This window comes from Nocardia amamiensis (assembly GCF_015477605.1).
Lineage (GTDB): Bacteria > Actinomycetota > Actinomycetes > Mycobacteriales > Mycobacteriaceae > Nocardia > Nocardia amamiensis_A.
Genome location: NZ_JADLQX010000001.1, coordinates 134,126 through 159,947 on the forward strand (window position 1 = coordinate 134,126; position 25,822 = coordinate 159,947).

18 protein-coding genes are annotated in these 25,822 nt (G+C 67.4%); 7 read left to right on the forward strand and 11 right to left on the reverse strand.

Translation table 11 applies throughout. The features are described from left to right. The 3 genes from yidC to rsmG all read left to right on the forward strand — a co-directional run bounded on the left by yidC (position 1) and on the right by rsmG (position 2,660). The gene (yidC, locus tag IU459_RS00635) at positions 1-1,080 is read left to right on the forward strand and encodes a membrane protein insertase YidC (protein ID WP_195127455.1); all 1,080 of its coding nucleotides are present in this window, start codon (positions 1-3) and stop codon (positions 1,078-1,080) included. 158 nt (positions 1,081-1,238) lie between these two features. Continuing rightward, positions 1,239-1,745 (forward strand): Jag family protein, encoded by a 507-nt coding sequence (locus IU459_RS00640; RefSeq protein WP_195127765.1) that lies wholly within the window; start codon positions 1,239-1,241, stop codon positions 1,743-1,745. A 129-nt stretch (positions 1,746-1,874) separates the two neighbouring features. Next, positions 1,875-2,660 (forward strand): 16S rRNA (guanine(527)-N(7))-methyltransferase RsmG, encoded by a 786-nt coding sequence (rsmG, locus tag IU459_RS00645; protein WP_195127456.1) that lies wholly within the window; start codon positions 1,875-1,877, stop codon positions 2,658-2,660. A 260-nt stretch (positions 2,661-2,920) separates the two neighbouring features. On the opposite strand, the gene IU459_RS00650 is transcribed toward rsmG, so the two are convergent. Next, positions 2,921-3,085 (reverse strand): hypothetical protein, encoded by a 165-nt coding sequence (locus tag IU459_RS00650; RefSeq protein ID WP_195127457.1) that lies wholly within the window; start codon positions 3,083-3,085, stop codon positions 2,921-2,923. 688 nt (positions 3,086-3,773) lie between these two features. On the opposite strand from IU459_RS00650, the gene IU459_RS00655 reads away from it, so the two are divergent. The 3 genes from IU459_RS00655 to IU459_RS00665 all read left to right on the forward strand — a co-directional run bounded on the left by IU459_RS00655 (position 3,774) and on the right by IU459_RS00665 (position 6,875). Beyond that, entirely contained in the window at positions 3,774-4,730 is a 957-nt protein-coding gene (locus IU459_RS00655) for an AAA family ATPase (RefSeq protein ID WP_228837212.1), read from the forward strand. Between the two features lie 70 nt (positions 4,731-4,800). After that, positions 4,801-5,817 (forward strand): ParB/RepB/Spo0J family partition protein, encoded by a 1,017-nt coding sequence (locus tag IU459_RS00660; protein WP_195127459.1) that lies wholly within the window; start codon positions 4,801-4,803, stop codon positions 5,815-5,817. A 329-nt stretch (positions 5,818-6,146) separates the two neighbouring features. Further along, positions 6,147-6,875: a GNAT family N-acetyltransferase gene (locus tag IU459_RS00665; protein ID WP_195127766.1), complete on the forward strand. Its 729-nt coding sequence runs from the start codon at positions 6,147-6,149 to the stop codon at positions 6,873-6,875. A 70-nt stretch (positions 6,876-6,945) separates the two neighbouring features. On the opposite strand, the gene IU459_RS00670 is transcribed toward IU459_RS00665, so the two are convergent. The 8 genes from IU459_RS00670 to IU459_RS00705 all read right to left on the reverse strand — a co-directional run bounded on the left by IU459_RS00670 (position 6,946) and on the right by IU459_RS00705 (position 19,398). Continuing rightward, positions 6,946-8,139 (reverse strand): N-acetylmuramoyl-L-alanine amidase, encoded by a 1,194-nt coding sequence (locus IU459_RS00670; protein ID WP_195127460.1) that lies wholly within the window; start codon positions 8,137-8,139, stop codon positions 6,946-6,948. 158 nt (positions 8,140-8,297) lie between these two features. Beyond that, on the reverse strand, positions 8,298-8,630 hold the full coding sequence (trxA, locus tag IU459_RS00675) for a thioredoxin (RefSeq protein ID WP_195127461.1): 333 nt from the start codon (positions 8,628-8,630) through the stop codon (positions 8,298-8,300). Positions 8,631-8,663: 33 nt separating this feature from the next. Further along, positions 8,664-9,644, reverse strand: a complete 981-nt coding sequence (gene trxB, locus IU459_RS00680; RefSeq protein ID WP_195127462.1) for a thioredoxin-disulfide reductase — start codon at positions 9,642-9,644, stop codon at positions 8,664-8,666. Positions 9,645-9,772: 128 nt separating this feature from the next. Continuing rightward, positions 9,773-10,591 carry a hypothetical protein gene (locus IU459_RS00685; protein ID WP_195127463.1) on the reverse strand — a complete coding sequence of 273 codons (819 nt, stop codon included), beginning with the start codon at positions 10,589-10,591 and terminating at the stop codon, positions 9,773-9,775. A 75-nt stretch (positions 10,592-10,666) separates the two neighbouring features. Continuing rightward, positions 10,667-11,269: an RNA polymerase sigma factor SigM gene (sigM, locus tag IU459_RS00690; RefSeq protein WP_195127767.1), complete on the reverse strand. Its 603-nt coding sequence runs from the start codon at positions 11,267-11,269 to the stop codon at positions 10,667-10,669. 308 nt (positions 11,270-11,577) lie between these two features. Further along, the gene (locus IU459_RS00695; protein ID WP_440446447.1) at positions 11,578-15,417 is read right to left on the reverse strand and encodes a murein biosynthesis integral membrane protein MurJ; all 3,840 of its coding nucleotides are present in this window, start codon (positions 15,415-15,417) and stop codon (positions 11,578-11,580) included. Positions 15,418-16,294: 877 nt separating this feature from the next. Beyond that, positions 16,295-18,865, reverse strand: coding sequence for a DUF6049 family protein (locus IU459_RS00700; protein WP_195127464.1), 2,571 nt, complete (start codon positions 18,863-18,865; stop codon positions 16,295-16,297). Next, complete coding sequence (locus tag IU459_RS00705) at positions 18,862-19,398, reverse strand: NUDIX hydrolase (RefSeq protein WP_040785115.1); 537 nt, start codon at positions 19,396-19,398, stop codon at positions 18,862-18,864. The genes IU459_RS00700 and IU459_RS00705 overlap by 4 nt, the downstream gene beginning before the upstream one ends. 341 nt (positions 19,399-19,739) lie before the next feature. Here IU459_RS00705 and IU459_RS00710 point away from each other — a divergent pair, with 341 nt between their 5' ends. Then, positions 19,740-21,200 (forward strand): CCA tRNA nucleotidyltransferase, encoded by a 1,461-nt coding sequence (locus tag IU459_RS00710; RefSeq protein ID WP_324198688.1) that lies wholly within the window; start codon positions 19,740-19,742, stop codon positions 21,198-21,200. Between the two features lie 5 nt (positions 21,201-21,205). On the opposite strand, the gene IU459_RS00715 is transcribed toward IU459_RS00710, so the two are convergent. Both IU459_RS00715 and IU459_RS00720 read right to left on the reverse strand, forming a co-directional pair. Then, entirely contained in the window at positions 21,206-22,021 is an 816-nt protein-coding gene (locus IU459_RS00715) for a hypothetical protein (protein ID WP_195127465.1), read from the reverse strand. A 55-nt stretch (positions 22,022-22,076) separates the two neighbouring features. Continuing rightward, a complete protein-coding gene (locus IU459_RS00720) occupies positions 22,077-25,754 on the reverse strand; it encodes a hydantoinase B/oxoprolinase family protein (RefSeq protein ID WP_195127466.1) in 3,678 nt (1,225 codons plus the stop codon). Between the last annotated feature and the right edge of the window lie 68 nt (positions 25,755-25,822).

Here is a 25,822-nt window from a genome sequence, read left to right on the forward strand (position 1 = left end):
GTGCTCGACTTCATTTATTACCCGGTGTCCTGGATCCTCTGGTTCTGGCATCGAGTCTTCGGGTTCGCGTTCGGCGCGGACAACGGTCTCACCTGGGCACTGGCCGTGGTGTTCCTGGTGTTCACCTTGCGACTGGTGCTCTACAAGCCGTTCGTCAAACAGGTGCGCACCACCAAGCAGATGCAGGAGCTGCAGCCCCAGATCAAGGAGCTGCAGAAGAAGTACAAGAACGACCGCCAGAAGATGGCGCTCGAGATGCAGAAGCTGCAGAAGGACAACGGCTTCAACCCGCTGATGGGCTGCCTGCCGGTCCTCGCTCAGGTGCCGGTCTTCCTCGGGCTGTTCCACGTGCTGCGGTCGTTCAACCGGACCGGGCACGGCTTCGGCCAGCTCGGCCTGACACCCGAGCAGAACGCGAACACCGCGAACTACGTCTTCAGCGCCGCCGACGTCCAGTCGTTCCTGAGCGCCCGCATCTTCGGCGCGCCGATCTCGGCCTTCATCACCACGCCCGTCAGCGAGTTGCAGGCGTTCGCCGACTACGGTGGCGTGCCGAGCCGCTTGAGCATCGCGCTCGTCGCGATCCCCTTGATGGTCATCGCCGGTCTCGCGACCCACTTCAACGCGCGCGCCTCGGTCGCGCGGCAGACACCGGAAGCCGCGGCCAACCCGCAGGCGGCGATGATGAACAAGCTGGCACTGTGGGTGTTCCCGCTCGGCGTGCTCGTCGGTGGTCCTTTCCTGCCGATCGCCATCCTGCTGTACTGGGTCTCCAACAACATTTGGACTTACGGGCAGCAGCACCTCGTCTTCGGCCGTATGGAGAAGGAAGAGGAAGCCAAGAAGCAGGCGAAGCTGGAACAGCGCGCGCAGAACGCGCCGAAGCCGGGCGCCAAACCGGTCAGCGTGAAGAAGAAGCCGACGCCATCCGCTGACGCCGCCGGGACGGATGAGCCCGCCGCGGCCCCGTCGACGAACGGCGCCGCCAAACCGGCGAAGCAGGCCCCGAGCCAACGCCGGACGGGCGGCCAGAAGCGGTCGCCGAACCGGGGCAGGCCGAACCAGAAGCGTAGGCGCTGACCCGGCAATCGGTGGGCCATGGGTCCATCTCTATCACTGAGCAACCCCTTGATCGCGAATACCGCCCGGCGGCGATTGCTCGGCGCGCGCGATGAGCAGATGAAGGAAATCAAATGACTGTTGAGACCGACGGAGGGGACGCCACAGTGGCGACGACGATGGTGAACGCCGGTTCCGATGCCGGCGAGGTCGAGAACGACGCCGAGGAAGCGCTCATCGAAGAAGGCGAGATCGCTGGCGATTATCTCGAACAGTTGCTCGACGTCCTCGACTTCGACGGTGACATTGATCTCGACGTGGAAGGCGACCGCGCCGTCGTGAGCATCGACGGTGGCCGCGATCTGACGAAGCTCGTCGGACGCAACGGTGAAGTGCTCGACGCCTTGCAGGAATTGACCCGCCTTGCTGTTCAGCAGGCGACGGGTGTGCGGAGCCGGCTGATGCTGGATGTGGCCGGTTGGCGGGCCAAGAGGAGGTCTGAGCTGAGCGAGCTCGGTACGGCGGCCGCGCAGCGGGTGCTGGAGTCGGGTGCGCCGGAGTCGCTGGCGCCCATGACACCGTTCGAGCGCAAGATCGTGCATGACGCGGTGGCCGCGGTGGAGGGCGTCAACAGCGAAAGCGAAGGTGTCGAGCCGAACCGCCATGTGGTGGTCGTTCCCGCCTGAGGCGAGGCAGCCGCGTGTTCCGCGGCCGGCTGGGTAGTGGTTGGATAGGGCCTCTGGTCTTCGGACCGGGGGCCTTATTCGTGTCCGGCGCCCGACTGCTCGCTCGTTGATCGACTCGAGTTCGGAAGGATGTTTCACGTGGAACGAGATCTCGGTGGAACCACCGCGGTGCCCGCGGAGCTGGAGCCACCTGCGTCGGCGGCGACCGTCTTCGGCGACCGACTCGATCTCGCGCAGCGATATTGCGCGGCGCTCGCAACCGTAGGCGTGGAGCGCGGGCTGATCGGTCCACGCGAGGTGCCCCGGCTCTGGGATCGCCACATCCTGAATTGCGCGGTGCTCGGCGAGTTGATCGCCGAGGGGGCGTCCGTGGTCGACATCGGCAGCGGTGCCGGACTCCCCGGGATTCCGCTTGCGATCGCGCGGCCAGACCTACGGATCACGTTGGTGGAACCGCTCCTGCGCCGCACCATCTTCCTCAGCGAGTTCATCGAAGCGGTCGGATTGGACGTGACCGTGGTCCGGGGGCGTGCGGAACAGTCGGGCGTGATGAAGGAAGCCGGCGGCGCGGATGTCGTCACGTCCCGCGCGGTTGCTCCGCTCGGCAAACTGGCGCAGTGGTCGCTTCCCCTCCTCCGCGACCACGGGCACATGCTCGCGCTGAAGGGAGCCAGCGCGGCGGAAGAACTCGAACGCGACGGCGAGGCGTTGGCGAAGGCCGGCGCCGGTAATGCGGTCGTGCTCGCGTGCGGTGCCGGATTGGTGTCCACGCCGACGATGGTGATCAGCGCCGAACGACTCCCCCGCGCCGAGCGCACGTCCCGGCGGCGCGCCGAACGCGCGGGCGCGAAGGCGGTTCGTGGCGGTGCGATGGAGCGCGGCCGCGCCAAGCGTGCGGCTCGAAAAGCCAAGTAAGCGTTCGTCGTCGCGAGAGCCGGCCGCGCGCGGTCGATCCCCTACCTTAAGCCCCGCGATCCAGCGCGCTCGATAGCGGATTTGGGGATACGAATGCCCCGGGGTTGGTCTATTTCGTCACGCTGACGGAACTGAGCCGCTTGACTGTCAATCGACTGCTTCCCTGTGAGCGGCGACGGATGTTCCCGAGTGCGTCGCACCTCAGGCGATCACTCGCATTCGTAGTCGTTCTCGCCGCTGTGTCGGTTCACGAATTTCAATCAGCTGGTGCCGGATACGCCGACGAGCGCCTGGCAATGTTTCACGTGAATCCAAGTCGATTCGCGGCAGTGACGGCGGCAGCACCGATCCCAGGAGGGGGCGGTGTCCAGAGTCTGGGCAGCGGCGAAGTCGAGGAAGTCCGGACCGGTGTCGATATCCACCATGTGGCCGCGCGGAACTCCTGGCGTACGCCGAGGGAGGCCTCATTGAGATTGGACGCGGTGGTGCGTGACGGAGTTGACCCCGTTCGCAAGGGCAGTCGCGCCTCTTGGATCCACGTCCGGGGATGGCCGGTGCCATCGAGATTGGTCCGGGACTGGCGCACGCGCTCCGCATGATTCATGTGAAACATGGCTTCAATCGAACACGCGTGGGGGCGTGAACCGAACGACTTGAACCGACTTCGATCATGGCGCGAGGGATGCACTGAGCGACGCGGTTGTTGGCGATGGCCTGCACTTGCTACCTACTCGGACCGGTCCGGCCCGTAGGACGATGTTTCATGTGAAACAACGGACATGGCGGCGTGAAACCGTGCGGATATGCGTGTCGCTGTGCGCGTCGCCGCGATTCAGCTTTCCTATCGCGCTGAGTGCTGGCAAGCTAGTGTCCGTCGGGCGTGAGCGTAGGTGCCACGGAGGATCTGGTTGTCACAGCGGCGAGAGCTCCGCTCGGTCGATCGGGCGCCGCGAACCCGGTTGTGCATCGTGTTCGATCCGACAACAGGCTGTTACAACACGACGTCGACCTGTGCGTCGCGCGCACGTGTTCTGAAGTTTCTCGGGTTAGGAGCTGTCTATGTCGAGCGGTCCGGCGAATGTTTCACGGGAAACGACGTCGCGCGTGCCGGGGATGCTGGACTCCAGCAACTTTGACGCGGAGGCGTTCGGAAGCACACCGTTCGGGCACATCTCGCCGAGCGAGACCCCGATAGCCGCGGAAGCCCAACGCGCAAGTCAGGTCCTCCATCCAGGAAAGGCGACTGTGCCGAAACCGCATGAGCAACGCATCATCACGATCGCCAATCAGAAAGGCGGCGTCGGAAAGACGACCACCGCGGTGAATCTGGCGGCCGCCCTGGCGCATCAGGGGATGACCGTTCTCGTGATCGATCTGGATCCGCAGGGCAATGCCAGTACCGCCCTGGGGATCGAGCATCATTCCGGCGTCCCGTCCACCTACGAGTTGCTGATCGGCGAGGTGTCGGTCAAGGACGCTATCCAAACCAGCCCGCACAGTGAACGTCTGCTCTGCATCCCGGCGACCATCGACTTGGCCGGCGCTGAGATCGAACTCGTCTCGATGGTTGCCAGGGAAGGTCGGCTGAAATCCGCCATCCAGGAGGCGAATATCGCGGGGTACGACATCGACTATGTGATGATCGACTGCCCGCCTTCCCTGGGCCTGCTGACAGTCAACGCTCTGGTCGCTGCGAAGGAGGTGCTGATTCCCATTCAGTGCGAGTACTACGCGCTGGAAGGCGTCGGGCAGCTACTCCGCAATATCGGGTTGGTGCAGGCGCATCTGAATCCGGAACTCCATGTCTCGACCGTAATTCTCACGATGTACGACGGCCGCACGAAGCTGGCCGATCAGGTCGCCGAGGAGGTCCGTGGTCACTTCGGCGATGTCGTACTGCGCTCGGTGATTCCGCGCAGTGTGAAAGTGTCGGAGGCGCCGGGCTACGGAATGACAGTGCTCGATTATGATCCAGGCTCCCGGGGTGCGATGAGCTACCTGGATGCCGGACGCGAGATGGCAGCCCGCGCGATGGTGCCGCGCGCTACCGCGACGAAGTCGGCGGAGTGACTCGGCCGGCCGAGTCGATGCTCGGGCGAAGTCCGGTTGGTGGCGGAACGAGGAAGGGGTCGGTAGACCGATGAGTCAGGCGAAGAAGGGTGGACTCGGGCGCGGTCTCGCCGCGCTGATCCCCACGGCACCGGCGGGCACGCCGGGGCTCAACGGCTCCGCTGCGAGCGTCATCGGTCTCGATCCGATCGGGCCGCAGCCGACCGCGACCTACCTGCACCGGGTCCCCGACCCCACCGAGGACAATGCCGATCTCGCGGTCGGCGGCGCGATCTACCGGGAGATCCCGCCGGATCAGATCGAGCCGAACCCGAAGCAGCCACGCACCGTCTTCGAAGAAGACGCGCTGGCCGAGCTGGTGCATTCGATCCGCGAGTTCGGCCTGATGCAACCGATCGTGGTGCGCCGACCGGAGCCAGGTGTGGACCGCTATCAGCTCGTCATGGGCGAGCGACGCTGGCGGGCATGCCAGGAGGCTGGTCTGGCCGCCATTCCCGCGATCGTCCGCGAAACCGCGGACGAGGCGATGCTGCGTGACGCGCTCTTGGAGAACATCCACCGGGTACAGCTGAATCCGCTCGAAGAGGCGGCGGCCTATCAGCAACTGCTGGAGGAATTCGACGTCACCCACGAGGAATTGGCTGCCCGAATCGGCCGCTCCCGCCCCGTCGTGACGAATATGATCCGTCTACTGAAGTTGCCGATCCCGGTGCAGCGACGGGTCGCGGCGGGCGTACTGTCCGCCGGGCACGCGCGGGCACTGCTCGGTCTCGAAGCGGGTGCGGACGCCCAAGAGGTGCTCGCCGCCCGTATCGTCGCCGAGGGACTCTCGGTCCGGGCTACCGAGGAAGCCGTCACGCTGGCGAACCGAGATCCGGACGCCGCGGCGCCCTCACCGGTTGCCCGGCGGAAGCCGATCCACATGCCGGGTCTGCAAGACGTGGCCGATCGGCTGTCCGGCTCGTTCGACACCCGGGTCACCGTGAGTCTGGGCAAGCGCAAAGGCAAGATCGTCGTCGAGTTCGGGTCGATCGAAGACCTCGAGCGGATCGTCGCCCTGATGGAGCAGAACACCCCTGATGCGTGACAGAAGTGACGAAATTTAACTTGTGATTTCCATAGGTGCGGGTCTCCGGCCGAAACGTCACTGTGACGGCATGGCTCCGCGCGGCCTCGGAGCGCGTGCTGCTCCGCGGCAGAGCAGCACAAGTTCTTCTGACCAACAGCACAGCGACATGGAATGAGGCGGGTTCCCTTTGATCGCTTATTCTTGCTGGCGAGCAAATATTGATGCGACGTGAGTGAGCGCGGCGAGCGAGCCATGTCACAGCGCGCAACGCGTACGCCGGAGGCGAGCGCCACCGAGGTGGAGGCGTGAGCGTGGATGAATCGGACAGCTGGAGGCTGAGCAGAGCGGTGTCGACCAGCGTCACAGCACTTACCCTCGGCGGACTGGAAAAGCTTCCCGCGCATGCGCGGCGCTGTGTTTTCTGGGAGATCGATCCCGCGGTGGCCGAGGACTCACGCAATTTCAGCGATCCGGTCTTCGAGAAGGAAGCCTGGCTGTCCACGGTCATGCTGGAGTGGGGTTCCTGCGGACAGGTGGCGAACGTCGATGGCAACATCGCCGGCTGCGCCCTGTACGCCCCGCCTAGCGCGGTACCGCGGGCCACCCTGTTCCCCACGTCTCCGGTGAGCCCGGACGCGATCCTGCTGACCACGCTGCGGGCCGAATTTCCGTATCACGATGCCGATATCGCCCATCAATTGATTCAGGCGGTGGTGTCGGATCTGGTGCGCCGCGGCGTGCGCGCGCTGGAGGCGTTCGGCATCCGCACCGATCCGTCCACGCAGGCGCTGTCGGAGCGCTTCGGCTCGATGACGCTGATGGAGCGGATCGTCGCACCGATCAATGGTGGCAGAGTGTCCGGGGCGACCACCGAATGCTCGCCGGAGACCTGCATGATCGACGCCGACTTCCTGGAGGAAGTCGGTTTCGAGGTCGTCGCCCCGCACCACCGGTTTCCGCGGTTGCGGTTGGAGCTGGACTCGGATCACGGCTGGAAGGAAGACGTCGAACGGGCGCTGGACCAGCTGCTCGCGGCGGCTTCGATGACCGTACCGACACGCATCGGGGCGCGCTGAGCCGGAATATCGAAGCGCCCCCTGTCGCTCCGAAAGGACAGGGGGCGCTTCTGGTTTCAGGGCAAGCGAGCTACATCCGGTCCGCCGCTGCCAGCTCCTCGGCCAGCAATTCGGCGAAAGTGTAAGTGCCGGTGGGCTGATCGTCCTGACCGAGCAGATATAGCCGCTTCACCGAGATCAGGATCGCTTCCGCGATCACGTCCCGCATGCGCGGGTTGGTGAGCACCGAGGCGTCGTATTCATTTGTCAGGTAACCGATGTCGACCTGCACGGTCGGCATCTTGGTGAGACGCAACAGATCCCAGGTTCGCGCATGGGTCCGGCAGTCCTGCAACGACGTTCGTGCGACGACTTCCCGCTGGATGAAACCGGCCAGCACCTGCCCGATCATCGATACCGAGCCGTGCGAGTTGCCGAAGTAGAACCCGGCGACGCCGTTCGCGAGCGGACTCGGGTTGGTGGCGCAGCGCAGCGAGATCATCAGATCGGCGTCGAAGGCGTTCGAGGTATCGGCGCGCTGGGCGTCGGTCGGGTTGGCCCCCCACGGGCGCGACAGGAAGGTCTCCATGCCGGTGGCGGCCATCCTGCCCTCCAGGCGACTCGCCAGGTCCCACAGGATCTCCGATTCGTAGACATCGCCGTACTCGGTGGCCACCGCGCAGCCCTTGTCCGGACCGCCGAGCCCCGGATCGATGACGATCCGTTTGCCGGTCAGCTGCGGGCCCGCCCGGTGCACCACTTCTTCCTCGGCGATGCGATGCGGATTGCCTCCGGTTACCCTCGCGCCGAGCAGGTCCAGCGAGCGAAGTGTGTCGGGACCGCAGATGCCGTCCGCCGACAACCCGATCTCACGCTGGAAGGCCGTCAGCGCGTCATGCGTGTGCGGCCCGAAATAGCCGTCTACACGGTGCACGTAGAAACCGAGGTCCTGCAGCCTGCGCTGAAGGGTGGCCACGTCGTCGCCGTAGAGCGGTGCCGACAGCTGATAGATCAACGTGCGCGCGCCGAGCCGGTAAGACGCCTCCTTCAGCGCCCGATAGGTCGCCGGTCCGACCACACCGTCGACGAGCAGCCCGCGGTGCTGCTGGAAGGCACGGACCGCGGAGTCGAGATGATGGTCGAAGGAGACGTCGGCGTCTTTCCAATACTCGCGCGCGTCCGAGTGATCGGTACCGACGTGCGCATGTAGGAACCCGAGACTTGCCAGGGTGCTCCGAACCTCTGCTACGGCTGGACCGGAATCGCCGTGACGAAGTCGGTGCATGCGTGAGAGCCCTTTCCTTCCGTCAACCCGCGGGTACCCACTCATGCGATGGGATACACCTTCGCACGACCGAAGCGTCGGTCGATTGTCTCAGACCCGGACCGGGTTGCGACTTTCCCGGGTCCAGGCATCCTACGGCGCGTTATCGTTTCGCGTCGTCAGATGACGTCTTCGAGTTCGCGCAAAAGAGCCGCTTTGCCCTTCGCTCCGACGATCTGCTTGACCGGCTTACCGCCGCGGAACAGCATCATAGTGGGCAGCGAGAGGATCTGATAATCGCGGGCGGTGCTCGGGTTGGCGTCCACGTCCAGTTTCGCGATGGTCAGCTTGTCCGCGTGCGTGCCGGCGATCTCCTCCAGGACGGGGGCGACCATTTTGCACGGCCCGCACCAGTCGGCCCAGAAATCGACGAGGACGGGCTTCTCACTGAGCAGCACGTCGTCGGCGAAGGACGCGTCGGTGACGGTGACCGTGTTGGCGGACTCGGACATGAATTTCTCCTTGGAATATGGCGAGACGGAAGATCAGTTGGCGGGGACGGTGACCGACTCGCCCGCGTGCTCGAGGGTGTTCGCGGTGATATCGCCCTGCTCGGCCAGCCAGCGTTCGGCGTCGATGGCCGCTCGGCAGCCGGTGCCCGCGGCGGTGATCGCCTGGCGGTAGGTGTGATCGACGAGATCGCCCGCGGCGAAGACACCCGCGATATCGGTTGCGGTGGTCGGGTGCTGCACCAGCACGTATCCCTCGTCGTCCAGCGTGACCTGGCCCTTTACCAGCTCGCTGCGCGGGTCGTGGCCGATCGCGACGAACAGGCCGGTAGCTTGCAGTTCGGAGGTCTCGCCGGTGCGGGTGTCGCGCAGCGTCAGGTGTGTGACGCTGTTCTCACCGTGCACCTCGATCACCTCGGCATTGAGCACGAACTTGATCTTTTCGTTCGCCTTCGCACGCTCCAGCATGATGCGGGAGGCGCGGAACTCCTCGCGGCGGTGCACGATGGTGACGCTGGAGGCGAACTTGGTCAGGAAGGTGGCCTCCTCCATCGCGGAGTCGCCGCCGCCGACCACGACGATGTCCTGGCCCTTGAAGAAGAAGCCGTCGCAGGTAGCGCAGGCGCTGACACCGCGTCCGAGCAACCGCTGCTCACCCGGGACGTTCAGGTACCGCGCGGCCGAACCCATGGCGAGGATCACGGCATAGGCCTCGTAGACATCCTCGCCGACGGTGACCTTCTTGATCGGACCGGTGAGGTCCAGCGCGTCGACGTCCTCGGTGCGGATTTCCGCGCCGAACCGCTTGGCCTGCTCGCGCATCTCCTCCATGAGATCCGGACCCATGATGCCGTCGCGGAAGCCGGGGAAGTTCTCCACCTCGGTGGTGGTCATCAGCGCACCGCCGAACTGGGTCCCCTCGAACAGCAGCGGCTCGAGCTCGGCCCGGCCCGCGTACACAGCGGCCGTATAGCCGGCAGGTCCGGAGCCGATGATGATCAGGTCGCGAACGCTCATGGGGCCCTTCCGGGGAGTTGCAGTGGACGTGTCGGTCGACGACAGGGACGTGTCGGTCAACAACAGGGTAATGGCTGTTGTTCCCGTGTTGTCCGGGTCACACCGTGCGTGTGCCCGATCTCGCTGTGTCAGCCGATGTCCTGCACTGCCCTGCGTTGCGGATCGCCTGTGCCGCAATTGGTCCCGACGACAAGCGCGGTGATCGTGGGGGGACGCGGACCGCTCAGCAGGATGAGGACCGCGTTGCCACCCTGGAAGGTGATGTCGGTGGAGCCGAGGACGGTCCGATCGAGCCCGTTGGCTCGGACACAGCGATCCAGGGCGGCCGGGTTGGCGAGCGAGCCGGTGACGCTGTGGCGGCCTAGGGCGGTGAGTGCGACGGCGGCAGTGAGTTCCTCGCCGGCGTCGTCGTTTCCAGTGCTGGGTTGAGCGGTGGATGGCGCAGTGCCGTCACCGCCGCGCAGGGTCGAGACGACGCCGCCCACACCGGCGACGGCGAGGATCGCCGCGGCTGCCGCCGCTAACCAGCGCACCCTGCCGCGGCGGTGCTCAGCCATCGGTTGTGCAAGCGCGGATTCCGAAGCCGTTGATTTCTCGTCGGATTCGTCTGTCGGCACCGACCGTAGCGAATGGATCACGGCGTCCCGCGCAGTCGGGCCCTCGGGCGAGTCCAAGTCGTCGACGAACTGGGTGAGCCGGGCGGCGACATCGGCGGGCATGGCGTGGATGATGCGCTCGTCGCGGCCCAGGGCACAGAGCTCGGCGCTGACCTCGTCGAGTGACCGCAGGTAACGCAGCGCCTGTGGGTCGTGCGCGACTGCGGGCCACAACTGCGCACGCTGCTCCGGCGCCACGTTGTCGGCGTGCAGGTCAGCGAGCAACTCGGCCGTGAACGCAGGCCGCGGCACCCCGGTCGCCATCACACCTCCGTTGTTCGCCTCTGCCATCGTGGCAATCCCCTCGCCGATGGGAGCTGCCCCTACATCGCTTCGTGGTTCATCACTGTTAATGACGCATCCCGGCTACCTCCGGTTCCCCGGATCACGCAGAAATTCCAGTCGCTGCTGCAACCGCTGCCGCGCCCGGGCACAGCGGCTTTTGATCGTGCCCTCCGCCACCCCCAGCAACGCGGCCGCCTCGGCCACGCTATACCCCTCCACATCCACCGCCACCAACGCGGTGCGCTGCTCCGGCGGCAGCGAGAACAAGGCCCGATCGATCACCATCGACGTCTCCAGCTCGGCCATCGCATCACGGTCGTCCTTCGGTTCGGGCATGGTCTCCGGTGTGAACGAGAACGTGCGCTTGGTCTTGTTGCGCCGGATCCGATCCAGACACGCGTTCACCACGATCGCATGCAACCAGCTGCGGACCTCGGCCTCACCGCGAAACGACCCGGCGGTGCGATGCGCCGACAACAACGCGTCCTGCAGCGAATCCGCCGCGTCCTCACGGGTGTAGGAGGTGCGCAACGCGGTCTGCCAGAGATGATCGTTATGCCTGCGCAGCAGCTCCGCGAACGCATGCCGCTGGCCACGGACGTGCGCCCGCAGCAGTTCGACATCGGTGTACTCGTCGGGGATGAACGAGCGCTCGCGGTACGCCACCGGACGCGGCGGCCGCACGGCGACCTCGATGTGGTCGCCTGACCCCTCGTTCAATTCGGACGACAATGCCAACCCCTTGGACAGCGCTCACGGCGGCAACGGGCACTGTTGACCATCGCCGAGAATTTCGCAGCATCCGGGATCGAAAGCACCAGAACCCGGGAAGCTCCCCTGCTGAGAGCGCTCGAAGATCATATCGCCCGGCACGATTTGGCAGCAACCAAGGGATCGGGCGGAAATCGAAGAAACGCGTGACGTTTCCAGCGTGTGCTGGCGGATGGTCGCACCAGCGAACACGTGCCGCGGAAGTCCGCGTGGAAGCGGGGCTAAGGCGCTGCGTCGAAACGAATGTCGGCGATCGCGCTTTGGAACTGACCGCCGGAGTTCCCCAGTCCGGTGATCCAGACGAGCACATAGCGGGCGGCTTGGTCGGCCCGCACCGGGATGTCGGTGACGCCGTCATCCAGCCGGGCGGAACCGATCAGCTGTGTCTGATCGAGGGTCGGCGAGCCGGTGGGCGACGTGCGAATCTCCACCGACGTGCCCGCGCTGGGCGAATTGATCGAGACGTTCGTGAGCTTGGCTGGGGTGGGCAGCGTCGCCAGCAGCCCGACGCCCTTCTTGAGCGCCGGGAACTGCTGGAAGTACTGATCCGTGCGCCACTGGGTGTCCGGGTCGTTGTCCAGCACCGCTTGGACGTTGGCGACGCCGTCGGGGGTGCCCTCCGGAGAGAACACCGTCACACCGGTCACGGGGACCGGCACGCCGGTCGATGTGAGGTTGGGTCCGGCCGCCGCGGGAGTCGGCGCGGGCTGGCTGTTGGTGGTCAGCCCGATATTGCGTTGTTCGTTCAGCGGTGCGTCCGAGGCGCCCGGTGCGAACACACTGACCATCCACCAGATGACGATGCCGACCACGAGCGCGGCGAGGATGCCGAGGCCGACCATGATCCACATCATGCGCTGCGAGCGTTCCCGTTCCGCCGCGAGCAGTTCCGGATCGGCGAGCGAGTCGTCGATGTTCGCGGGTGCGCGCTGACCGAGTCGGAGCACCGGGATGAAATCGGTCTTCTGGTCGACCACCGACGCCTGCTCGAGCACGTGCTGGACCGTGGCGGCGGTGCGCACGCCCTTGTTGGCCTCCAGTGAGCGCACGGCGACCGCGGAGATCTCGAACGGCACTTCGGGGCGGATCTGCCGCGGCTCGATGGGGGTGCCGTCCGGTCCGAAGTCGGCCAGCCGCAAGCCGCCCACCGTGGCGGCGGCGCCGGTGACGCCGCCGGAGCGGATCGGCCAGCGAGCGGTGATCAGCGCATAGAGCATCGCGCCGAGACCGCGCACGTCGGACTGCGCGTCCGAATCGGACAGCGTGCCCGGGAAGGCCAGCACCGCGTCACCGGACGCGCTGATGCGGACCCGGTCCGGATGATCGATGGACAGCGACCCACCGCCGCGGTGGGCCAACTCGGCCGCCGACGCGAGTGCACGGATGGCGCGTGCCGCACCGATCGGCGAGGGCACCGTCTCGGCCATCTCGCGCAGGGAGCGGCCCGGCGTCCATTCCGCGACCACGATGCCGCCGGAGCTGCCACGCACCACGTCCAGAACCCGGGCGAGGCCCGGCGAATTGATCCGGCCGAGACGCAGCGTGCGGGACAGGATCGCCTGCGGGCCGTCGTGGCCGGAGTTGTCGGTCGCCTTCTGGTCGGCGTCGACGAAAGTCAACGCGACCTCACGGTCGAGCTTGATGTCCAGCGCCTGCCAGAACTTCAGGCCGCGCGCACCGCCGTGGCCGGCCAGCAGCCGGTAGCGGCCACCGGCCACCGACGCGCCCGGGATCAGCTTGGGACCGCGCGGAATGCGCCGAGCGCCGAGGTTCTCCCCACCCATCGGCGGCATCTCCGGCGAGCCGATGGGGATCATCCCGGTGTCGTACATCGGATCGCGCGGCGGCAGCTGATTCTCCTGCGGTCTCGCCGCGCCCGGATCCGGCGCAGCCTTGCCCGGCTCCTTGTTCGCGTACGCGGGATCCAACGGCTCCCCCGCGGTCGGCGGTACATCGGTGGACAGTCCGCCGGCCGTGGTCGCAGAAGAATCGGCGGCCGGGACGCCGCCCACCGCGTCGTCGCTCACCCTCGGTCCTCCTTCGCCCTGGTATGTCGAGGTTCCGGCGAATTCGCCACTTGTGCTTCTCTGCCGAACAGGGTACGGGAACTCACCCACGCCGGTGCGGTCAACAGCTTCCGGTCTGATCACGGGCAGCACCATGGTCTGAGCATCCATGTACGGGTCGAAGCGCGGGTAGGCCAGATACGGGTCGGGCCTGCGGAGCACCTGCGTGACGTAGGGGTCTTCGACCGGGCTCTCCAGATCGAGTTCCGGCGCGGGCGGGGTCCAGCCGAGCCGCCGCGAGACGGCCACCGTGATGGCGACGATCTCCGGAATCCCGGCGAGGCGCATCAGGCCGAAGGCCACCGCGAACATGACGACCGCGGTGATCGCCACCCGGACCAGCGAGCCGGGACCGTCGAAGGCCGCGGTCAGCCGGTTCAGCCCGAGTACCCGATCCACGATCCACATCACCGCGCCGCCTGCGAGTGACGCCAGCACCACCCGGGTCACTGTGCGGCCGACGTTGCTCATCCGGAGATCGCCCAGGCTGCGGTGCAGCAGGAAGCCGCCGACCACGGCGCCGACCGCGAAGCCGAGGCCGTTCGCGACGCCGAGCGCGATCACCACGTGTTCGGCGTCGGTGACCATCGGGGCCAGCGCCGAGAAGACGATCTTCGCGGCGGTGATGCCGAGAATGATCCAGGTCGGAATCCACGCCTGCTCCCTGGCGTAGAACACGCGCAGGTGGATCAGCACGAGGGAGTACGGGATCAGTGCGAACGCCGACCAGCTGACCGCGAGGCCGAGGCGCTCGGCGTCGGAGCCGAAGTTGCCGTAGCCGTACAGTGCCTGACCGACCTGCGGGCCGGCCAGAGTGAGGAAGGTGACCACCGGGACCAGGGCGATCATGGTCAGACGGGTGGCCGCGGAGAGATCATCCACCACCGCTGGCGTGTCGTCGGCCGCGGCGTTGCGGCTCAGCCGCGGCATGATCGCCGTGAGCACCGTGACACCGAGCACGCCATAGGGCAGTTGCAGCAGCAGCCATGCGTTGTTGTAGATCGCCGGGCCGGCCGCGTCGGCATGCGAGGAGATCCGCGTGGCGAAAACGAAGCCCGCCTGGCTGATCAGCACGTACAGGACGATGGCGGCGCCCATGCCGCCGAACTGCTTGAGCCGGGCGTCGACCCCCCAGAGCGGACGCAGGTCGATGCCCGCCCTGCGGATCGCCGGAATCAAGGTGACCGCCTGAACTACTACGCCGCTGAGCACGCCGACACCGAGCACGAGCAGCTTGGGATCGCTCATCCGGACCGGATCCAGGGTGATCTCACCTGGCATCAACACGTACAGGCCGAGCACGGCCAGCACGACCAGATTGTTCAGCACGGGCGCCCATGCGCCGGGCTTGAACATCTGCCTGGTGTTCAAGATCGCCGTGAGCAGCGCCGACATGCCGTAGAACAGGATCGCAGGCAGCAGCAGGAAGGCCAGCGCCGTCGTGAGCGCGGTGTTGACCTGGCCGTCGTCGGACAGGAAGACGTGCGTGGTCAGCACCGGCGCCGCCGCCGTAGCCAGCAGGGCGGCGGTGGCCAGGACCACGAAAGCCGCGGTCACCAGCCGCCGGACGAAGGCGGCCCCGCGATCGGGGTCCTCCTGCTCCGCGCGCACCAGCGTCGGCACCACGATGGCGGTGAGCACTGCGCCGAGCACCAACTCCGCGATCATGTTCGGGATCTGGCTGGCGACGGTGAATGCGCTGGCGATGGCCGGGCCGAGCACGGTCAGCAGCAGGAGCTGTTTGCCGAACCCGGTGATGCGGCTGATCAGCGTCGCGAACGCGATCGATCCCGAGTCGCTGAGCAGGCGGGAACTCGAACTCTGCGTCGAGCCCTCGTCCTTCGGCGGCGCCGCGGTAGCGGCGGCCGGCCATTCCCTGGTCCGGGGGCGATCCGGCTCGGCGGGTTCGTGCCGGACCGGCGTGGGCGGCCGCTGCCGCGGCGGTTGCGGGAACTGCTGCTGCGGCTGCTGTGGCCCGTAGCGAGGCGGTGGCACTCGGCCGGGCTCGGGCGAGGCGGCCGGGATCGGTCCGGATCGGGGTGGGCGCGGCGCGGCCGGGATCGGACCCGACTGCGGCGGACGCGGCGTCGCCGGAATCGCGCCCGATTGCGGTGATCGCGGCATGGCGGGCGGAGCCGGCGGTGCGGGCCTCGGCGTACCCGTCGGGAGCGGACCGGACTGACCAGGCCCTGGACGTGCGGGACCAGGCGGCACCGGGCGTCGTTGCTCGGCGGGACCGGCCGGTTGTCCCGGGCCGGGCCGTTGTGCGAAACCGGACACTTGTGCGGAACCGGGCGGCTGTCCGGGGCCCGGAGGCGGCGCGGGGTATTGCCGTTGACCCGGGTGCGGCCCCCGGTCAGAGCGCGGCGGCGGCGGCGGAACGGGCGGTCGCTGCGGTCGCGGCTGGGGTGCGGGCGGCGGCGGTGGTGGCATGCGCTGACTTGGCCGTGGTTGTGGCGCGGCCGAAGGATGACTGATCTGCGGCGCCTCCGGCTGGCCGCCATTCTGGCCGCCGTTCATGTCGGGATCAGCCTCGGGATGCGGCGACCGGCGTTCCCACGGTGCGGCCGGCGCTCGGCGCGCCGGTGGGCCGTCGAGCCGGTCACCTGGTCCAGGGCGATGAGCCGATATGTCATCGTCGCTCATCATGCCTCCTGTACCAGCCGGGATATCCGCACCCCCATCGGTGTGGTGCGCCGCGGCTCGCCACACCGGTTCACCGTGATCGGTGAACGTTCTGCCCATCGCGCCCCACCGGCCAGGACCGGCACGGGAACACTCCGATTGTCCTCCACCGTGCCACACGACACCGGGGGATACCACATTGGTGCAGGTAGAAGCGGTTTGCGAGAGTTCGTCGCCGCAGGATCCCTCACCGGGTCTCCTGGAGCTGCTCCTGCTCCCGCAGCATCCGGCTGCGTGCGCGCCGGTACCGGTTGACCCGGCGCCTGGTGCCCGGATCGAAGCCCTCGTCCGCCGGGTCGGGCTGCCCGCGGAACCGGCGCCACAAACGGCGGCCGGCCAGCAAGAGCAGCAGGAGTCCGGCGCATCCGGTAATTATCGCCAAGGCCTGACCGTAGGCGTTCGAACGCACCGAGACTTGCGTGGGATTGCCGAGCGCGATCCCCTCCGCTGTCGTCAGTGAGATCGGGATGACCAGGTTGCGGCTGTCGCTGACCTCGGTGGGAATCTGGAACGATCGGGACCCGTTCGCAGGCAGCTGCTGCTCGCCGGGATCGGTGATCGTCGTCTCCGCCGGCGCCTCGATCCGGAACCTGACCCGGATGGCTACCGGCAGATCGTTGCGTGCGACCAGCAGCAACGGACTCTGCTCGGACGCGAGCGTGTACACCCCGCCCGGCGGCAGCACGGTGACCGAGCGGTAGAGCCGGTCCATCGTCCGGATGGTCTGGTCCAGCCTGCGCTGGGCGAAGGTGTCCGGTTGCGCGGCGCCGCCCGCGCGCCGGTCGGACAGGCTCAGCGTGCGGATCAGGTCGTCTCGCAGCGGCGTCAGGAAAGCGTGCGGTGTCGGCTCGGCCTCCGGCACGTCCACCAACGCGCGCATCATCTCACTGATCCGGCGACCCTGGTCGCGCACCGGCTGCACGAAACGGTCCGGCACCGCGTCCTGCGCGGCCTGGGGCAGATAGTCCAGCTCGTAGGGCTGCGGGTCCGGCGGAAGGGCCACCAAGTCATGGAATGGGCGCGCGGTGGCGAGGTTGCCGTGCAGCAGCGTGTCGACTTGGCGCAACAGCGCGCTCGCTTCGTCCCGGTTCGGGCCCCACTGCTGCGGCGGCACGAGCAACAGTGAGCGTGGCCGGTTCGCCTCCCGATTGAGCGCGGTCCAGGAGATCGCGCCGAGCGCGTCCTGCAATCGCGCCGCACGCGAATCGTTGGTGACGTCGTAGCGGACCCGGGGTGGGGTGAACGGCGGCGTGGGTGGGTTGGAGCCGACCGCGGCCAGGGCGGTCGCGGACCAGATGTCGAAGGTCACCGCGTGCAGCGCTGGGTCGGTGGCTGGAGCGGGCGCGGCCGGCGGAGTTCCGTTGGCCGTCGCCGCCGGCGGCGACGCGGCCGGTGGCAACGCGGTGATCGCGGGCAGCCGGACCACTTCCGGGCTTGCCGAGTCCGCGATCGAGGAAACCGAGTTCGCATCGGCCGTTGTCCTACCGCTTTCGCTGGTCGACTGCGCCCAATCCGCGGTGCCTTGCGCAATAGTGGCAGTCGAGGCGAGCACGGCGGTCCCGAAACCATGGTTGCGCAACAGGAGTCCCGCGCTGGCATCGATGCTTCCGGAATCCGGCAGGCTGACACCCCGCACCGAGCGGCTGGACAGGATCGAGTCGACGATGTCGGCGGGTTCGGTGATCGCGCGCGCGGACAGCGCCGGGTCGTTGACCGCGGCCAGCGTGGCGAGATCGACCTGTGCGAACGGCAGCGCCACGGTGCACATCGACCCGGCCAGCGCGCGCAACCGGTCCAGCCAGATCTGCGCGTTTTCGGCGCCCGCGCCCGCCCTGGTCGCGCCGTCGGGATCGGACGGGCTCGCCAGCACGCGATAGCCCCTGGTCATCGACCGCACCGTGAGCAGCAGATCGGGATCGACGGCGACGCATACCGCCGAAGCCAGGGTGCTGTCCCGGCCGGCGCCCCCGCCGAGTACTCCCTCCAGCGCGGCAAGCAGTTGATCGAGACGGCCGCCCTTACCGAGCGAAGCGGCCAGTTCATCGTCGGTGAGTTCGACTTTGCCGTCGACGCTGCCGGGTCGGCCCGCGACCTGCCGCGGCCGGTCGGCCAGCGGCCAGAGCAAGGTCGTCGCCACGGGCGCGTCGGTGGGCGAGGATATCGCCGGGGCCGCGGTGCCGGTGCCGCCTTCGCTCGGGGCGGGCGGCACTCCGAGTACCGGTAGCAGGAACCTGGCATCGTCGAGCCTGGCCTGGGTGCCGTAGGCGGGTTCGCCGTTCACGTTCAGCAGGAGCGGATAGACGCCCGGCTCGGTGATGCGCAGCGACGACGTCGTGCCGCTCTCCGAGCGCAACGGGATGCTCAGGGTGAACTGCTTGCGCTGCCCTGGATCGAGCCGGAGCGCGACGTCCTCGAACTCGCCGTTCACGTCGTAATTGACCTCGTCGAGGCGCAAGGTGGCGCGCAACCCGCTCGGCGCGGTGATCGCCGCCGCTCGCTGGATGCGGATGCTGACGTCGTCCACCCAGCGGTCGCCGATGTTCGTGACCGTGCCCGAGACGGTGAGCACCGAGTCGCTGGCGGTAGTCACCGTTGTCGGCGACACCGAATCCAGCGAAAGCTTCAGGAACTTCGGATTCGATGAGGTACCGGATCCGGTGGGCTGCGCCACGGCCGTCGCATCCAGCAGCGGCAGCGCAGTCACGGGGCCGAGGATGGTCAGGACCGCCACGAAGATCCGGAACAGTCCACGCGTCATCGCTTGCCGGTCTCCATCCGGTCGATCAGCTTGTTCGCCATCTCGGCCAGTCGCCGTTCATCGGCGTAGGCCAGCCGAGAATCCAGTTCGGTCAACGGAACCCACGCGACCTGGGTGACTTCCACGTCGGCGTCGGACAGTTCACCACCGACCGAACGCAGCAGATAATGATGCACCGTTTTGTGTACCCGCCGACCATCGGTCACGAACCAGTAATCGATGCTGCCGAGTTCGGCGACCACCACACCATTGATGCCGGTCTCCTCGGCGACCTCCCGGATCGCGGTTTGCTCCGCGGTCTCCCCTTCTTCGATATGTCCTTTGGGCAGCGACCACAGTAGCCGCCCGCGACGGTCGGTGCGGCCGATGAGGGCCGCGCTGCGGTTCTCCCGCGGGCCGTCCAGGCCGTCGACGACGAGCCCGCCCGCCGAGGTCTCCCGCACCGTGCGCATCCGCGGTTTCGCGGCATTGGCGGCCGAACCGCGGCGCCGAGACTGGCGGCGTCGACTGTTCGCACGATCGGCCGGAGACACCTGGCAATCCTACTGTGTTTGATTTGCAGCGCCTGCGGCGCTGCGTGTTCGCGGCCCCTGTGAGGCTCGCGTCCGAGCGACCGCCGCTTGCGACTGCGTCGCTTGCGCGTCGGCCACTCGGACGCGAGCCGGGCCGGCGAACGGGCAATGCTCGGTCTCGCTGCGCTCGGAAACGGAGGTTGGGCCGGTGTGGTTCGGTGGGCGGTGACCGAGAACCTGGATGTTCACGGAACCTTGTCGGATGCCCAGCCGCAGGCGTGCCGAGAACGGTCTGTCACGGTGGTATGCGTGTGGCCCTGCGCCGTAATATTCGATGTCGCCGCTCGGTAAGCTGCTCATTCGTGGTTTCGCCCAAGTCCGAGGACGCTGCGCTGGATAGACGTACCCGATTGCTGGCCGCCGCGGCGGTGACGCTGGGGAGGCTGTCGGATGTGCTGACGCCGCTTGGCGAGATGTTCGCTGCCGGGGGGCACGAGCTCTACCTGGTCGGCGGCAGTGTGCGCGACGCGGTGCTCGGCAGGCTGGGGACCGACCTGGATTTCACCACCGACGCGCGGCCTGAGGTGGTCCAGGACATGGTGCGGGGCTGGGCCGACCATGTGTGGGACACCGGCGGCCTGGCGTTCGGCACGGTCAGCGCGGCAAAAGGCGCCGAGCAACTGGAGATCACGACGTTCCGCGCGGACAGCTACGACCGCGTGTCCCGCAACCCGCAGGTGACCTTCGGCGACTCGCTCGAGGACGACCTGGTGCGCCGGGATTTCACGGTGAACGCGATGGCGGTCCGGATCGGCGCGGACGGCGCGCTGGAGTTCGTCGATCCGCTCGGCGGGATGGATGCCCTGCTGGGCGGGTTGCTCGATACCCCAGCCGCTCCAGAGGATTCGTTCAACGACGACCCATTGCGCATGCTGCGCGCCGCACGGTTCGTCTCCCAGCTCGGCTTCGAGCTGCACCCGCGGGTGCGGGCCGCGATCACCGCGATGGCCGGAGAGATCGACCGGATCACCGCGGAGCGGGTGCGCGTCGAGCTGGACAAGCTGATCGCGGGTGCGCACCCGATCGACGGCATCAACGTCATGTGCGAGACCGGGCTGGCCCAGCGGGTGCTGCCCGAGGTCCCCGCGATGAAGCTGGAGATCGACGAGCATCATCAGCACAAGGACGTCTACTGGCATTCGCTCACCGTGCTGGAGCAGGCCATCGACCAGGAAGAAGGAGACCCCGACCTGGTGCTGCGCTGGGCCGCGCTGCTGCACGACATCGGCAAGCCCGATACCAAGCGCAACGAGCCGGGCGGCGGCGTCAGCTTCCACCACCACGAGGTGGTGGGCGCGAAGATGGTGCGCAAACGGATGCGGGCGCTGAAGTATCCGAAGCAGTTCACCGAAGACGTGGCCAGGCTGGTGTTCCTGCACCTGCGCTTCCACGGCTACGGCAAAGGCCAGTGGACCGATTCGGCGGTCCGGCGCTATGTCACCGACGCCGGCGATCTGCTCCCCCGCCTGCACAAACTCGTCCGCGCCGACTGCACCACCCGCAACAAGCGCAGGGCCGCCGCGCTGCGTGCCACCTATGACGATCTCGAGGTGCGGATCGAACACCTGCGGCAGCAGGAGGACCTGGCCAAGGTCCGCCCGGACTTGGACGGCAACGCCATCATGGAGCTGCTCGGCCTGCCGCCCGGCCCCGAGGTCGGCCGGGCCTGGCGGCACCTGAAGGAGCTGCGCCTCGACCGCGGACCACTCACCCGCGAGGAAGCCGAGTCGGCACTGCTCGAGTGGTGGAAAACGCAGAGCTGACCGGGTCAGAAGACGATCAGCGTGGTGCCGGCCAGGATCGCGGAGCGAATCTGCGCGAGATCGAACGAACCGGTGACCGCGGGCAGCTCTACGCGGAACCGGATCAGCTCGCCCTCCCGGGTGGCGTACGCGATCCGGGCGCCGTTGGGGAGTTGCTCCAGCAGCACGGCCGGGACGCCGATCAGCCCGCGCGGGATCGGAATGCCGAACCAGCTCGCCCTGCGCACGGTGATGTCCAGCCGATTGTCCGTGACGGACGCTTCGACCAGCGCGGTGACCGCTCGTCGGCGGTGCCGGGCCCGGATGAAACCGGTTTTGTGCAGGTCCAGGGTCCAGCCCAGCGGCTGGGTGTTGAGCCACCCGATCAGCGCCGCGGCGGTGACCGTGCCGTCCAGGTCCAGTTGCGCGGCGCGGACCTTCGTCGGCACGCCCGGAATCAAGCGGACGCCGTGTGCGATGACGGTCACGGCCTCGATCGGATGGTCATCCCAGCGCAGCTCCGACAACACCGTCTTGGTCTGGAAGTGCGCGCCGCGGCGGCGCACCTTCAGCACCTGCAAGGTGGCCCGCAGGTCGTGACCCAGTAGCGTCGCGCTGACCTCTTGCCCGCCGAACCGGCTCAGGATGCCCTCGCTGAGCATCGTCATCAGCACATCGGGCAGCAGCGCCGTGACGGTTCCGGAGCCGAGATCGGCGACCGGATCCAGCCAAGCGCTGCTCAGCGCGACCCACTGCTCCAGCCAGGATTGATCGAATAACCGCTTGCCGAGATCGACGGCCCGTGACGGCGACCAGGACTTCGGATCGAAATACGTGGCCATGATTGGACCGAGCGTACTCGGCGGTCGCGCGGGACGACGGCTTACGCGTGTCGTGTCACTGTCCGTCGGTCGGCGCGACACCACCGGAAAGCGGTCGGCACCCGTATCCGCCGCCACCCGGAGTTTCGATGACCAGAACATCGCCGGGTTCCAGCCGCGCCGAATCCGCGCCGCGCAGGCGTGCGACCGTCCCGTCGGTGCGTTCGATCTTATTGACACCCAACGCCCCCGGTTCACCGCCTGCCATACCGTACGGGGGGACGCTGCGATGACTCGACAGGGTGGAGACCGTCACCGGTTCGGTGAACCGGAGGCGGCGCACGGCACCGTCTCCACCGCGCCAGCGACCGGCGCCTCCGCTACCCGCGCGCACCGAGAATTCCTCCAGCAGCACGGGCAGACGCCACTCGAGGACCTCGGGGTCGGTGAGCCGGGAGTTCGTCATGTGGGTCTGGACGACACTGGTGCCGTCGAAGCCGTCGCCGGCGCCGGAGCCTGAACCGATGGTCTCGTAGTACTGACTGCGGTCGTTGCCGAAGGTGACGTTGTTCATCGTGCCTGAGCCCTCCGCCTGCACGCCGAGTGCCGCGTACAGCGCGCCCGTGATGGCCTGTGACGTCTCGACATTGCCCGCGACGACGGCGGCAGGCGGTTCGGGAGCCAGCATCGACCCCGGCGGCACGATGATCCGCAGCGGTCGCAAGCACCCGTCGTTGAGCGGGATGTCGGCGGCCACCAGCGTGCGGAATACGTATAGGACCGCCGCGTTGGCGACGGCGTAAGGCGCATTGAAGTTACCGGACAACTGCGCGGACGTGCCGGTGAAATCGATAGTGGCGCAGCGGTTGTCGCGGTCCACCGTGATCCGCACCCGAATGGTGGCGCCGAGGTCGGTCCGGTACGTGTACTCGCCGTCGTCGAGCGCGTCGACGACGCGGCGCACCGATTCTTCGGCGTTGTCCTGGACGTGGCGCATATACGCCTCGACGACATCCAGCCCGAAGTGCTCGATCATCTTCCCGACTTCTTCGACGCCCTTGGCGTTGGCGGCGATCTGCGCCCGCAGGTCGGCGAGGTTGGTGTCCGGGTTACGCGACGGGTACGGCGCCTCGGTCAGCAGCCGGTAGGTAGCCTCCTCCCGGAACTTGCCGTTCTCGACGAGCAGCCAGTTGTCGAAGACGACACCTTCCTCCTCGATGCGGCGGCTGTTCGCAGGCATGGAACCCGGTGTGATGCCGCCGATCTCGGCGTGATGGCCGCGGGAAGCGACGTAGAACAGGATCCGGCTGCCCGCCTGGTCGAACACTGGTGTGATGACCGTGACGTCCGGCAGATGGGTGCCGCCGTGGTAGGGGTCGTTGACGGCGTAGGCGTCTCCCGGCCGCATGGTCTGCTGGTCCCGCGCTCCAGGCGGGCTGGTTCCAGCTCGCCGCCGGATGACCTCCTTGACGCTGGTGCCCATCGAGCCGAGATGGACCGGAATGTGGGGTGCGTTGGCGACGAGATTGCCGTCGGGGTCGAACAGCGCACACGAGAAATCCAGCCGCTCTTTGATATTCACCGATTGCGCGGTCGACTCCAGACGCGCGCCCATCTGCTCGGCGATGGACATGAAAAGGTTGTTGAACACCTCCAGCATGACCGGGTCCGCCTCGGTACTCGCCTCTGGTCCCGCCACCACGGCCACGCGATGCATGATCAGATGCCCGATATCGTTCACGGCCGCCTGCCAGCCCTCCTCGACGACGGTGGTGGCGTTGGCTTCGGTGATCACGGCGGGCCCAGGTACGGTCTCACCGGGCATGAGCTGCGCACGTCGATAGAGCGATACCTCGCGCCAGGCGCCACCGGTATGCAGGCGCACCTTCTCCGGACCCGTTCCATTCGCGGTGGATCGTCCGAGACCGGACAGTTCCGGTGGTTCGGTCAGACCGGTCGCTTCGACGGACAGAGCCTCGACGACGACGGGGCGGTCCATCGTGAAGGAGTACGTTTCCCGGTGGCGCGCTTCGAAATCCCTGGTCATCCTGGCTGGTTCAGTGAGGTGAACGGCCAGGGCGGTGTCGGTGCCGTCGTAGCGCAGCTGGGCTCGCCGCAGCACTCGGATGCGTTGTTCGGGGATCCCCTCGGCGGCCAGCTCGGTGCGCGCGGCGGCCTCGAGCGCATCGGCGGTATCGGTGACTCGCGGCATCGACTCGGGCCGCAGTGGCAATTCCACGGACTGTTCGCGCATCGCGGTCGTGTCGGCCAGCCCGATGCCGAGTGCCGACAACACGCCGGCCATGGGCGGGACGAGGACGGTCCGGATGCCAAGGGAATCGGCTACCGCGCAGGCGAGTTGACCTCCAGCACCGCCGAACGTGGTCAGCGCATATCGGGTGACGTCGTGGCCTTTCTGCACCGAGATCCGTTTGACGGCGGCCGCGATATTGGCGACGGCGATCTGCAGATAGCCTTCGGCGACCTGCTCCGGGGAGCGATCGTCACCGGTGCGCTCGGTTATCTCTGCGGCAAGCTCGGCGAACCGGGTGCGCACCAACTCGTCGTCGAGTGGTTGGTCGCCGTCCGGGCCGAAGACGCGCGGGAAATGGGCCGCCTGAATGCGGCCGAGCATGACGTTGGCGTCGGTCACGGTCAGTGGTCCGCCACCGCGATAACAGGCCGGTCCCGGCATGGCGCCCGCGGAGTCGGGCCCGACCCGGTAGCGGCTGCCGTCGAAATGCAGGATCGAGCCCCCACCAGCCGCGACGGTGTGGATATCCAGCATCGGGGCGCGTAGCCGAACGCCGGCGAGCTGGGTGGTGAACACCCGCTCGTATTCGCCGGCGAAATGCGAGACATCCGTGGAGGTCCCGCCCATGTCGAAGCCGATTACCCGGTCGAACCCGGCGAGCTGAGACATCCGCACCATGCCGACGATGCCGCCGGCCGGCCCGGACAGAATCGCGTCTTTGCCCCGGAACTTTCCCGCCTCGGTGAGTCCTCCGTTGGACTGCATGAACATCAGCCGCACGCCCTCGAGCTGGTCGGCGACCTGCTGGATGTAGCGGCGTAGCACCGGCGAGAGATAAGCGTCCACCACGGTGGTGTCCCCGCGTGGCACCAGCTTCATCAAAGGGCTCACCTCGCTGGACAGCGAGATCTGCGGGAATCCGATTTCGCCGGCGACTCGGCCGATCGCCTGTTCGTGCGCGGGATGGAGGTGACTGTGCATGCAGACCACGGCGACGGCCCGAATGCCGTCGTCATACGCCTGCCGCAGTTCGGTGGCGAGGGCGTCCAGGTGCGGTGGCGTCAGCACCGTGCCGTCGGCCATGATCCGTTCGTCCACCTCGATCACTCGTTCGTGCAAGAGTTCTGGCAGTACGATCTCGCGGGCGAAGATGTGCGGACGGTTTTGGTAGGCGATCCGCAAGGCATCTCGGAAGCCGCGGGTGATCACGAGAACGGTTCGCTCGCCTTTGCGTTCCAGCAGGGCGTTGGTGGCCACGGTGGTCCCCATGCGGACCGCGTCGATGCGGTGTTCGGTGTCCAGGCCGGCGCCGAGGATCGCACGGATACCGGCCACCGCGGGATCGGCGTACCGCGCCGGGTTCTCCGAGAGGAGCTTGTGCGTAACCAGCATGCCGTCCGGCCGCCGCGCCACCACATCGGTGAAGGTGCCGCCTCGGTCGATCCAGAACTGCCAGCCTGATCCGCCCTGGGCGGATGTCGTCGCGTCCGTCTCGGTCACCGGAATCTCCCGTTCTGAACACACCCACGCCGGTCGTTCATACCGCGCACGATACCAACGCGGATCCG